The organism is Clostridium sp. OM02-18AC, assembly GCF_003481825.1.
Taxonomy (GTDB): Bacteria; Bacillota; Clostridia; order Lachnospirales; family Lachnospiraceae; genus Brotaphodocola.
This window is the reverse complement of record NZ_QULW01000019.1, coordinates 30,803-43,802: the sequence shown is the minus strand read 5'-3', so window position 1 is coordinate 43,802 and position 13,000 is coordinate 30,803. Positions and strand designations below refer to the sequence as shown.

General features: G+C 49.6%; 8 protein-coding genes. 1 reads left to right on the top strand and 7 read right to left on the bottom strand.

Going from position 1 to position 13,000, the window contains the following annotated elements; all coding sequences use genetic code 11:
- Positions 1–500: 500 nt before the first annotated feature.
- The 4 genes from DXB18_RS13060 to DXB18_RS13045 form a co-directional block, all read right to left on the bottom strand.
- A complete protein-coding gene (locus DXB18_RS13060; protein ID WP_118708248.1) occupies positions 501–2,477 on the bottom strand; it encodes a TRAP transporter fused permease subunit in 1,977 nt (658 codons plus the stop codon).
- Between the two features lie 131 nt (positions 2,478–2,608).
- The gene (locus DXB18_RS13055) at positions 2,609–3,667 is read right to left on the bottom strand and encodes a TAXI family TRAP transporter solute-binding subunit (RefSeq protein WP_118541142.1); all 1,059 of its coding nucleotides are present in this window, start codon (positions 3,665–3,667) and stop codon (positions 2,609–2,611) included.
- Between the two features lie 253 nt (positions 3,668–3,920).
- Positions 3,921–5,846 (bottom strand): FAD-dependent oxidoreductase, encoded by a 1,926-nt coding sequence (locus DXB18_RS13050; protein ID WP_118708246.1) that lies wholly within the window; start codon positions 5,844–5,846, stop codon positions 3,921–3,923.
- 31 nt (positions 5,847–5,877) lie between these two features.
- Positions 5,878–6,717 carry a sugar phosphate isomerase/epimerase gene (locus tag DXB18_RS13045; RefSeq protein WP_118541146.1) on the bottom strand — a complete coding sequence of 280 codons (840 nt, stop codon included), beginning with the start codon at positions 6,715–6,717 and terminating at the stop codon, positions 5,878–5,880.
- 193 nt (positions 6,718–6,910) lie between these two features.
- On the opposite strand from DXB18_RS13045, the gene DXB18_RS13040 reads away from it, so the two are divergent.
- Entirely contained in the window at positions 6,911–7,792 is an 882-nt protein-coding gene (locus DXB18_RS13040; protein ID WP_118708244.1) for a LysR family transcriptional regulator, read from the top strand.
- A 19-nt stretch (positions 7,793–7,811) separates the two neighbouring features.
- Here the strand turns inward: DXB18_RS13040 and DXB18_RS13035 are convergent, their stop codons facing one another.
- The 3 genes from DXB18_RS13035 to DXB18_RS13025 all read right to left on the bottom strand — a co-directional run bounded on the left by DXB18_RS13035 (position 7,812) and on the right by DXB18_RS13025 (position 12,998).
- A complete protein-coding gene (locus DXB18_RS13035; protein WP_118708242.1) occupies positions 7,812–8,690 on the bottom strand; it encodes a shikimate dehydrogenase in 879 nt (292 codons plus the stop codon).
- 161 nt (positions 8,691–8,851) lie between these two features.
- Complete coding sequence (locus tag DXB18_RS13030) at positions 8,852–10,852, bottom strand: FAD-dependent oxidoreductase (protein WP_118708240.1); 2,001 nt, start codon at positions 10,850–10,852, stop codon at positions 8,852–8,854.
- Positions 10,853–11,084: 232 nt separating this feature from the next.
- The gene (locus DXB18_RS13025; protein ID WP_118541154.1) at positions 11,085–12,998 is read right to left on the bottom strand and encodes an ABC transporter ATP-binding protein; all 1,914 of its coding nucleotides are present in this window, start codon (positions 12,996–12,998) and stop codon (positions 11,085–11,087) included.
- Between the last annotated feature and the right edge of the window lie 2 nt (positions 12,999–13,000).

Genomic DNA, 13,000 nt, shown 5'->3' with positions numbered 1-13,000 from the left:
CTTTTGCTCGTAGGCTGCGCCGCCTATTGTTGGAACTGCGACCCAAACTCGCACGCGCTGCGTGCTCAAACAAGGGTCTCCGTTCCAACGCTATGCTCGCCCACTCACGGATTTTCAAACAAATGCTTATCCTGTACCGGCTGGCTTGCGTTTCCTGTGTACTGGCTTTACTAACATAAAAACCTGCAACCATTACTGATTTGGCAGATAGTTAGCCTATCTCTGCCATTTCAGTAGTGGTTGCAGGTTTTTTGTATGTAGTGGAGCCAACACAGTAGAAAGCCCCCGCCCCGCCATGCATAAGCGCATTCTTTTAGCCAATTTTGCCCGTTTTGTGAGCATAGCGATTGCTTCGGAGCTCTGTCTGAGCGAACGCAGTGAGCGAGTTAGCGGAGAAGCAATCTAATAGGCGGCGGAGCAAAACGGGCGAAAATTGGCGTGAATGCGTTTATGCATGGCGGGGCGGGGGCTTTCGGACTTACTGTGCTAAATTGTTTATTTTATGCAGCCAGCATCTCCTTCTCTTTCTTGGCTGCCTGGTATCCCAGTACGCATACCGCACCTACCAGAACCAGTCCGATAAGGTCGGTCAGGCTTCCCGGTACGAGCAGGGTCAGACCACCTACAATGCAGAGGATACGCTCCCACCATTTCATGTTGCGGAATACGAATCCACTTAAACCGGCTGCCACACCGAAGATACCGATGAGGCTGGTGATGGTGATCATAACAACCTCCGGGATAGTGGTGTTGATGAACAGCATAGCCGGATTCATGGCGATAATGTACGGTACGATGAATGCTGCGATGGCAAGACGGCTTGCGTTGAACGCGGTCTTCATCGGTCCAGCCTTTGCGATGGCGGCGCCTGCGTAGGCGGCCAGTGCAACCGGCGGGGTGATATCTGCCACGATACCAAAGTAGAATACAAAGAAGTGTGCTGCGAGCATCTCAACACCAATTTCCGGGCTCATGAGGATCGGGGCACAGGTTGCTGCCATGATGCAGTAGGTTGCGGTGGTCGGAACGCCCATACCAAGAACGATACAGCAAAGCATGGTCAGAAGCAGTGCTACGATCATGACACCGCCGGATGCAGATACAATGGCACGCAGAAGTTTGGATGCAAGACCGGTAGAAGTGATGCAGCCGGCTACGATACCAGCCATGGTACATGCAGATGCTACAGTGATGGTTCCCTTGCCGCCTGCCTCCAGCGCATCGATGATCTTGCTTACGTTGATACGGTTATCGGAGTTGAACAGACCTACTACGATAGTTACCAGGATTGCGATTGCTGCGGAGCTCTGCATGGTACGGGTACCATTGGATACCAGAACGACAAGAACTACAAGCGGAGCCAGCAGATAGATTTTGCGGATCAGGTAGCTGAATTTCGGAAGGCTATCTTTATCAAGTCCCTTTAAGCCAAGCTTCTTTGCTTCCAGATGTACAGCAATGTAAATACCTGCAAAATACAGGATTGCCGGAAGAATTGCAAGGACTGCAATGCGGGAGTACGGAACACCGGTGTACTCTGCCATGAGGAATGCGGCTGCGCCCATGATCGGCGGCATGATCTGTCCGCCGGTGGATGCTGCTGCCTCAACAGCGCCTGCAAAATCCGGTTTGTAGCCGGTCTTGATCATCATCGGGATGGTGACGGAACCGGTAGTTACGGTGTTTCCTACGGAAGAACCGGAAACCATGCCGCACAGAGCAGAGGAAATAACAGCTACCTTCGCCGGACCGCCGCAGGAGGAACCTGCCACGCAGTTTGCAAGGTCAATGAAGAATGCGGAAATACTGGTCCGCTCCAGGAAAGCACCAAAGATAATGAAGACCACAATGTATTTCTGACATACATTGATCGGGGTGTTCATAACACCATTGGTGGTGTAGAACAGATCGTAAACAACCTTACCAAAACGGACATTTGCAAAGGTGTAGATCAGCAGTGCACCGACTACAAACAGGATCGGCAGGCCGACACACCGGCGGCAAAGCTCAACCAGAACAAGAATGGCAACGATGGCCAGAGCCAGCATAAACGGGTCTTTGGAAATGACACTGTAGCTGGTTAACAGGATTTTCTGTGCGTTTGCTGCAAAGTAAAGAAATGGACCTGCGCCTGCGACCATCAGTACAATATCATACCACGGAATGTAGTTTACACGGACGTGCCCTTTTTTGACCGGATAGTTTAAAAATCCGATGATGATGATCATAGCCAGAAACAGCGTCAGGCGAACCTCTGGAAGACTCTTATCCACCAGGGTCAGGTAAATGCAGAACAGGGAAAATGCTGCCATCAGGAAACGGATCACGGCTTTCGGCTTTCCTTCCCATACACGGACGTTCGATTCCCTGTCATATTTTTTCATCACCGCATCAACATCCTCTGCGGTTCCGGTTAAACCGTCAGCTGCCGGGGCGCTGTCCACAGCTGCTGTGTGTTTTTTATTCAGAAAGCTCATAGTCGAATCCCCTTCCTATTCTTATTCAGGCGCTTCCGGGATTCGGAAACGCCTGATTGTCTTCATTTTGGAGCAGTCTCACCTGACCTTGCTTAACATACACCGGTCCGATGATACTTTTCCACTGCTTCCTATTTGGTCGGAACAGTCAGACCTTTTTCTGCGAAGTATTTTGCAGCGCCAGCGTGATACGGAACTGCGGTTACGGATGCTGCAAAGTCAAGGTCCAGCTCATTCTTCTTGTCGTGTCCAAGTGTGTCGATGCTGTCGTAGATGCCTGCTACTACGTTGTAGATATCGTTCTCGTCTACATCGTCCTGCGCGATGATAACTGCGCCGACTGCAACGGTGGTTGCGTCTTTCTCAAGACCGTAAGCATCTTTGGAGATCACGTTCTTGGTGTAGTAAGGAGAAGTCTCCTGAAGTTTTGCGATGTGCTCATCGTCTAACTCTACCAGATATACGTCTCTGGTTGCTGCCAGGGAGGTCACTGCGGTGGTCGGTGCGCCTGCTACGATGAAAGCTGCATCGATCTTGCCATCCTGCATAGCCTCGACGCTGTCGCCGAAGGACTGGTAGGTAGGCTTGATGTCGTCGATGGTTAAATCATAAGCACCCAGGCAATCCAGAGCGTTGAAGTAAACACCGGAACCGGAATCACCAACGGATACGGTCTTGCCTTTTAAGTCTGCCACGGTTTTGATCTCCGGGTCGAGGGTTACGATCTGTACCTGTTCCATGTAAAGCGCTGCCACGGTAGAGAAACCGTCGATCTTTGCGCCCTCAAAGAGGTTCGTACCGTTGTAAGCGTATGCCATAACGTCGGACTGTACGAAACCAAGCTGTGCGTCGCCTGCATCCATGGCCTCGATGTTGCCCTTGGAGCCTTTGCCGACGATCGCGGTTACGGTGGTGTCGGTCAGGTCACTGATCTGGCCTGCGATCACACTTCCGAATCCGTAGTAAGTACCCTGGTCACCGCCGGTGGTAAAGATCAGCTCTTTGCCGCTTCCAGCCTGACCGATCTTGTCAGCCGGTGCTGCTTTGGTGTCTGCCGCGCTGTCAGCTGCAGTGGTATCTGCTGCTTTTGTATCAGCTGCGGTGGTAGATGCGGAACCGGAACCGCCGCAAGCGGTGAGGGATAATGCTGCCATCATAGATGCCATAACCAATGCCATGTTCTTTTTCATAATCGTATCCTCCTCGGGTTTTGTTTTACAGCCTGCTGTTCACGCCTGGCATGAATCTCAACTGTTTTTCTCAACTTGGTGCCCATTATAGCATAAAGATTTTTTAATATCAAGCAAAATATTGTAACTATTACAGCTTTTTAGTTGTGCTTTTTCGCGCTAAATCGCGAAACAAATTGAGATTTGATATGCCGGACAACAAAAAAAATCCAGAAACATCATTCTGACATTTCCGGATTTTTTGCATTATATTCTATAATTTCATTGCCGCCTCATAGGCTTCTTTCGTAGCATCCAGGGCTCTTCTTGCCTTCCCTGCATCCCCGATCACATATACTTCTTTTCCAAGTGCTTTCAGTCCGTCTGCAAACGGATTGTAATTTTTATAGCCCATTGCCAGCACAACGCTGTCATAGCCTCTTACTTCCTGCATACCGCCATCCGCTGTCTCATACGCAACACCGTCTTTGTAGAAGCGGCTGACCTTTGCTCCCGTGATCTGTCCGATCTGGTACTGTTCGAAGTCTTTCATCAGATAGATCTTATGTTCCTTGATCACATCAGCACCGATCTCATCGCGCAGCTCAATCACATCTACCTCATGCTCCTGCTCGCCTAACAGTGCCGCAATCTCACAGCCGACCATGCCGCCTCCGACTACCAGGACCTTTTTGCCCGGTGCACATCTTCCATCCAGTACATCAGAACCGGAAAGGATCTCCGGCTGGTCAATGCCTTCGATCGGAAGAACTAACGGCTTTGCTCCGGTTGCCACGATCACTGCATCCGGATTTTCTTTCTGAATCTGTTCCAGGGTAACTTCCTGATTCATCACGATGCGGACTCCGTCTTTTTCACAGCGGTGGATATAGGCACGCACCATATTGGTGATGTCTCCTTTTCCCGGCGGGAAAGCTGCAAGGCGCATATTGCCGCCCAGGGTTTCGCCTGCCTCATACAGAGTCACGTCATGTCCGCGCTCTGCTGCGACAAATGCCGCACACAGTCCGCCGACACCGCCGCCAACGACCATAACGCGTTTTGATGTCTTTGCCTTTTCCATACCGGCAGACTCATGTCCAAGGAATGGGTTCGTCAGACAGCAAAGCGGCTTTCCCTGGTACATACTCGGAACACAGCCCTGAAGGCAGGCAATACAGGGGATCATGTCTTCCAGCCGCTCTTTTAGTGCCTTGTTCGGCAGTTCCGGATCCGCAAGACTCTGACGGCCAAATGCCACCAGATCCGCACGTCCTTCCCGCACCAGAAGCTCAGCATACTGCGGCTCCGTGAAACGGCCGACGGTAATGACCGGAATGGTCACGGCACGTTTGATTTCCGATACCAGATCTGCAGAAAATCCGCCATGAATTGCAGTCGGTGCCCACATAAATTCATCCCGGATATGTACCGCACGGGAAACATGGAGCGCATCGATGCCGCAGTCTTCCAGATATGCGGCAATCGCTGCACTGTCATGTACATCGTTTCCGCCTAACACCTCATCTGCGCTGTTGATACGGACCAGAATGGCAAGCTGGTCTCCCACTCTTTCCCGGATATTCTCAATGATCAGACGAGAAAAACGCATCCGGTTTTCAAAACAGCCACCAAATTCATCGACACGCTTGTTGGTTCTCGGTGAAATAAAGGAATTCACCAGGTATCCATGTGCCATATGCACTTCCACTGCATCCGCTCCTGCTTTTAAGGCGCGCTCTGCCGCTGCACCATATCCTTCGATCAGCTCATAGATTTCCCCGGTAGTCAGGGTTTCCGGAATATCCCTGCCGCAGCAGGCCTGGATGGAAGATGCTGCCTTGATCGGTGCCCCTGCATTTTTTGCATTGCCTTCCGGTCCGGCATTCTGAAGCTGAATGGAAACCTTTGCCCCATATGCATGGCAGGCATCGATCACCTTTCTAAAACTTTCAATTGTCGTGTCATCATACAGGCATGGTTTTCTCGGACCACCCTTTGCGTCCGGATGGACTACCGTTGCCTCAATGGTAATCAGTCCAAATCCGCCCTTTGCCCGCGCTGCATAGTATGCCGCAGACTGTTCACTCATGGTGCCATCCGTGTTTGCAAAATTGTTTCCCATCGGCGGAACCACAAATCTGTTTTTTACTGTCATATTGCCAATCTCGATTGGCTGAAACATTGCTCTGAATTTCATGTCCTTCTCCGTTCTCCCAGGCGGTATTTCCTTAATCTTCCAGTAACTCCGGCCAGGTTTCCTTTAAAACGTTCACCGTGTTTTCGTGCGTATAGACTGCTGCTTCTTTTACTCCCTTTGCCAGGATCGCATCGGAGATAACTTCCACGCCAACCGCACGCGGGGAAACCCCTGCCTCCCGGATCATCCGGATAAATCCCGCGGTGTCTTTCGCTCCGGTTCCCGGTGCAAGACGGTCATGCATGGATTCATCTCTTAAAATGGAATCCGCATAAGGTCTCTCATAGGCATCGTTGATCTGAATGCTCACAACCTTCTTTGCCATTTCCTTTGTCAGGATGTCATACGGCTGGTTTGCTCTTACCCAGTGCCAGGTATCCAGAATGATCATCGCATTGTCGCAGCCGGATGCCATGACTACCTTGTATGCCTTGTCCAGATCCGGGATACCACTGTACGGCATTGGCTCCACTCCGATGATGTACGCTCCGGCTCTCTGGCACAGCTCTTTTAACTTCTGCGCAGTGTACTCCACAGAATAGTTTTCCATCAGTCCGCAGTTGATATGCTGCACGTCAAAAAGATCACACATATGGAAACACATCTGCTCTTTATACTTCTGCTCGTAAGAACGGTGTTCCTCCGCCCACTGGACAATGTATTCCACTTCCGTTACTTTCATATCATACTTTTTCAATATTGCAAGGATATCCTCATCCTTTAATCCTTCGTTCAGTGCGTCCACATACGTTTCTGCGCGCAGGCCGATTCCCTCGTAACCTGCCTCTTTGGCTGCTTTTACACGCTCCTCAAAACGGCACTGGTCTCCCAGAGTCCAGGAACTGATCGTGATTGGATGCTGTTTTGACATAATTTTTCCTCCTGTCTTTTGCCATCAGCGGCATACGATTTCCAGTTATAGAATGACAATTTTCTATCAATTGATTGGTTTTATTATACGTGCTTCCGTTTCTAAAAACCAATGCTTAATTTTCACAGAATTAATAGAAAAAATCTATCATTTATGTTATTCTTTTAGCAGGGAAAGGAGTTTGATCTTACGCATGAATTTATATCAGCTTCGTTATTTTGTCACACTGGCCAAGCTGCAGCATTATCTGAAAGCATCGGAACAGCTTTGCATTACCCAGCCAAGTTTAAGCCATGCGATCTCATCGCTGGAAAAAGAACTTGGTGTAAAACTTTTTGAAAAAGACGGACGAAATGTTGTCCTCACGAAATGTGGACGGGAATTTTTAAAGGACACCGAATATACCCTCCAGCTTCTCGACCACAGCATAGAAAATTTAAAATCTTCCGGAGCCGGAAACGGAAGACTCGATATCGGATTGCTTCCCACACTTGGAACAAATTTCGTTCCAGGTCTGGTCCGCAGCTTTTTAAACGAATATCCGGATAAACAGATTGACTTTCATTTTTCGAATGGACTGACTGCCGACTTTCTGGAAGGACTCAAAAACCAGAAATACGACATTGCCTTTTGTTCCCGTATGGACCAGGAACCGCTGATTGAATTCGTTCCTGTCGCAAAACAGGAACTGGTCGTCATCATTCCCAAAGATCATCCCCTGGCAGACCGCGACTCGGTCACCCTGCGCGAAACCCTTGACTATCCGCAGATCATGTTTTCCAAGCGCAGCGGACTGCGCCCCATGATCGACAAGCTGTTTCTTGCCTGCGGCAAAATGCCGGAATGTATTTTTGAAATTGATGAAGACCAGACCATTGCAGGGTTCGTCGCACATGGCTTCGGCATGGCCATTGTCCCGGACATGCCAATTCTAAGTAACATGAGCCTGAAAGTCATTCATATTACCGAAGCCAACTGGGAACGCCGCTTTTACATGGCGTACTTAAAAAACCGCTACCGCACCCCGCTCGCAGAACAGTTTTTAGCCTACGTAAAATCCCATACTGCGTTATAAAACGACCAAAGTTTCCGCTTTAATCATCGTAGCGGATGTTCAATACTTCTTTCATGTGCTCGATCGGCATATCTTTTCCAGTCCACAGCTTAAACGCTGCTGCGCCCTGGAACAGCATCATGCCAAGTCCGTTCATGGTTTTGCATCCCGCTTTTTTCGCCATCGCGCGCATCTTGGTCTCCAGCGGAGAATATGGGATATCGACTACGATCAGTTCCGGGCGGAAATAGGACTCGTCTGGAACAACAGACAGACCTTCAAGCGGCTTCATGCCTACGCCGGTTCCATTGACGAACAGATAGGAATCTGCCATTTCTTCGCGGAGTTTGTCCTTGTCTTCTAAATCATAAAGGGTTGCTTTGCACGCGGTTTTCTCATTGATCTTTCTGACGGTTTCCTGTGCATTTTCCCAGAATTTATCATGTGCATTGAAAATAGAGATCTCCTTCACTCCGTCCAAAGCAGCCTGGATCTCCACTGCAGTTGCAGCACCGCCGGCACCTACAATGGTCATCTTTTTGCCAATCACATCGATATCGTTATCCTGCAATGCCTGCATAAAACCGATGCCATCGGTAATATGTCCGGTTAATACACCATTTTCATTGACAATGGTGTTGACTGCCCCGCAAAGCTCTGCTGCCGGAGATAACTTGTCCAGATATTTTCCAACAACAGTCTTGTTCGGCATGGAAACATTTGCGCCAACCATCTTCATCGCACGAAAACCTTTGATCGCATCTTCCAGGGTGCTGTTGTCTACCTCGAATGCAAGATACGCGTAATCCAGACCCAGATAGGCAAATGCCTCATTGTGCATTGCCGGGGAACTGGAATGCCGGATCGGGTATGCAAATAATCCAATTAATTCTGTATGTCCTGTAATTCTCTCTGCCATAATGATAACTCCTCTCCATTTCAAACGATTGCCAGACAATCATAGCAACATTTTAACAAAAGTTCAATATTTCGCCAAAAACTCCCGCCATTTTCCTACATTACATATTACATGCCGCCGGACACTGCACGTGCATGTGCCGGCAGCATGGTCTTCTGATATTACAGATAATCGTGACGTGCCAGTGCACTTAAGATATTGCGTCCTTCTTCCGTTCCCTCAATGATCCTGCGGGCACGCTTGCTGTCGCCAATGTTGATGATGTCCACATTGGTATCTCCAAAAGCCTCTTCCAGATCCGCAAGAACCGGTGTATTGGCTCTCATGCCAAGACAGATGAAGCCATAGTCGAACGGAATTTCCTGAATTTCGCCCTGCGGGGTTTTTACGATGAACCGGTCATTCTTCACTTCCTGCAAAACGGTGTTTACCATCTGTTTTACCTGATATTTTTTCAGTTTTGCCTGAATATCACATTTGGAAACCGGATCCAGACCATTGCCGATCATCGGAAGCATTTCTACCATGGAAACCTCTGCGCCCCGCTCTGTGAAAAATTCCATGACGTCAAGACCAACGGCGCCGCCGCCAATGATGGAAACCTTTTTTCCAGCCATATCTTCCGGATACTCCTGGATACGGTCGATCATTTTCAGCACGGTAGCAACATTCGTGCCCTCTTTGTCAACCAGATCATGAAGACCGGTGATCGGCGGAAGGGTCGGAACGGAACCGGTTGCATTCACAATGATATCCGGATTCAGGCTCTTTACCAGGTCCACATTTGCACTGGTATTGCGGAAAATAAATAAATTATGCAGTTTTTCTGCGCGGTGGATCAGATACTGCGGGAAGTCTGCAAGGCGCTTTTTGTCCGGGATTTTGGAAATCACGGAGGCAAGACCGCCCAGCTGTGCACTCTTTTCGATCAAAAACGTGGTACATCCAACTTCTGCTGCCGTGCAGGCTGCTTCCAGTCCGGCAGTACCACCACCGATCACGACCACGTTGCAAGGCTTTTTGACTTTATGCTTCATGTAATCTTCTCCGCTGTTGACAGCCGGATTCACGGTACAGCGGATTGGCTGGTTTAATCCGATCCGGTGACCGGCACAGCCGATATTACAGGAGATACAGTTGCGCAGATCACATTCTTTTCCATATTCTACCTTGTTGACCCATTCCGGTTCTGCGATCAGTCCGCGTCCCATACCGATAAAGTCTGCATCACCTTTTGCAAGAATGTCCTCAGCAACCTGCGGATGACGGATATTTCCTACCGTAATACAAGGTTTACCAAACTTTTCTTTCACTGCTCTGGCCATGTAGGAGCGCCAGCCATCCGGCAGATAGTTTGCATCGATCTGGTACTGGATGGAACCGTTTAAGCCGCAGGAAACATCGAACACATCGACTTCTTTCTCCAGATACTGCAAATAGGTAAGGGTATCCTCGAGAGTATTGCCGCCTTCCATAAATTCATCAGCACTGATACGAAGGAAGATTGGGAAAAATGGTCCAACCTGCTTTCTCACTTCTTCAATGACCATGCGTGCAAACCGGGTACGGTTTTCTACGGAACCGCCAAATTCATCGGTACGCTTATTATAGATTGGGGAAAGGAACTGGCTGATCAGATAGGAATGACCGGCATGAATCTCTACGGCATCAAATCCACAGATCTGTGCGCGCTTTGCAGCCTCTCCGTACTTACGGACGATATGTAAAATTTCATCTTTTTCAAGCGGTCTCGGAATCTCCCCGCCTGCTTTGGAAGGAACGTCCGAAGCAGAAACTGGCTGCATGCCAATTCGGGACGACATTGCAGATGCTCCGGCATGGTTGATCTGGATCGCGATGCAGGCACCATGTTTGTGAACATTTTCACATAATTTGTACAGACGCGGGATGTAGTTATCGAGGTCAATGCGCAGCTGGGTGGTTCCGTTTGAGCCCTGCGGGGAATCCACACTTGCATTCTCCACGATCAGAAGACCCGTGCCTCCCTTCGCCCTCTGTTCATAATAATTGATGTGCAGAAAGCTCATTTCTCCGTTCTGTTCTCCAAAGTTGGTGCCCATCGGCATCATGACAATTCTGTTTTTTACAGTCATATGACGGATGGTCATCGGACTGAAAATATGCTGGTAGTTGTTCTTCATAGTATTCTCCGTTTTTCTTTGATACCTATAATTTACGTCAAATGATAAAAAAATACCAATTCGTTTTTTTGAAAAAAATCATAGATATGGTCTATGGATTTCCAGGCACCGGACACGCCGCCGGAATATCTTGCAGGGCACTTTGTTTCGCAGAACCACGCTCTTCTATAAAATAGAAAAGAGACTGCCAAAACAGCAGTCCCTTCGTAAGTATATTTGTATGTTATTCTGTTTAATCCAGCTCGAACGCTCCGGTATACAGCTGATAGTAAGTACCCTTCTGGGCGATCAGGTCGTCATGGTCACCACGCTCGATGATGCGTCCGTGGTCAAGCACCATGATGGCCTTACTGTTGCGGATCGTGGACAGGCGGTGTGCGATGACAAGCACGGTTCTGCCCTCCATCAGGTTATCCATACCCTGCTGTACCAGTGCCTCGGTACGGGTATCGATGGAACTGGTTGCCTCGTCTAAGATCATGGCAGGCGGATCCGCCACAGCCGCACGGGCAATGGAGATCAGCTGGCGCTGTCCCTGGGACAGGCTTGCTCCGTTTCCGGTCAGCATCGTATTGTAACCGTCCGGCAGACGGGTGATGAAGCTGTCTGCATTCGCCAGCTTCGCAGCTGCGATGCATTCCTCATCGGTAGCATCCAGACGTCCATAACGGATATTCTCCAGAACGGTTCCGGTAAACAGGTTGACCTCCTGCAGTACCACACCTAAGGAGCGGCGCAGGTCTGCCTTGCAGATCTTGTTGATGTTGATGCCGTCGTAACGGATCTTTCCGTCCGGGATATCATAGAACCGGTTGATCAGGTTGGTGATCGTGGTCTTTCCGGCACCGGTCGCACCAACGAATGCAATCTTCTGTCCCGGCTTTGCAAACAGGGAGACATCATGCAGCACCAGTTTCTCCGGAACATAACCGAAGTCCACATGCTCCAGACGGATATCGCCCTTTAACTCGGTGTAGCTTACAGTTCCGTCCGGACGCGGATACTTCCATGCCCAGATATGGGTCGGGTGATCGGCTTCCACCAGTTCCCCGTTCTCATCGTGTTTTGCGTTGACCAGGGTAACAAAGCCCTCGTCCTCCTCCGGCGTTTCATCGATCAGCTCGAAGATACGTCCTGCACCTGCAAGACCCATCGCGATCAGGGCTACCTGGTTGGAGCTCTGTCCCACGGTCTGTGCCAGCTGTCTGGACATGCCGAGGAAGGTGATAATGATGCCGACAGACACCGGGCTGAAACCGCTAAGGGTCAGGTTCGGAGCCTTGCAATATACCATCAGACCGCCTACGATCGCCAGGACCACATACATCAAGTTACCCATATTGCCCAGAATCGGCATCAGCGCGTTGCCGTACTGGTTTGCCGTCTTACTGTCGCTAAACAGCTGCTCATTGTACTTTAAGAAGTCCTGCTTTGCTTCTTCCTCATGACAGAAGACCTGGACAACCTTCTGACCGGACATCATCTCCTCGATGAAGCCCTCTTCCGCTGCCAGGGAACGCTGCTGGTACATCATGTACTTAGAGCTCATGCCGCCGTACTTCTTTGTTACGGTCAGCATCGCTGCCACAAACAGGCATACTACGATGAACATCGGAATGCTGAAGCTGGTCATCATGACGATCATCACTGCGATGGTAAGGATGGACTGGAACAGCATCGGCATACTCTGGCTGACCATCATACGGATGGCATCGGTATCGTTGGTATAGGTACTCATGATGTCGCCGTGTGCATGGGTATCAAAATATTTGACTGGCAAAGTCTGCATCTTGGTGAACATATCCACACGGAAGTTCTTTAAGGTACCCTGGGTGACGGTCGCCATAATGCGGGTGTAGATCAGGGATGCGCATACACCAAGTGCATAGATCAGAGCCATGCTTCCAAAGATGGAAACCATCTGCGGCCACACGCTGTCCATGCCGTTCTCCACACCAGGAAGAATACACTGGTCGATCAGCGCCTGAATGTAAATGGTCTGTCCGACGGAAGCGACCGCCGTAATGATGATGCAGACCATAACCGTGATCAGATGTGCCCGGTAATGGGAAAATAAATATGCCATCAGGCGTTTGAAGGTGCCCGGCTTGATACCGGAGCCATTTGCGTTTCTCATTTGTCTCATCC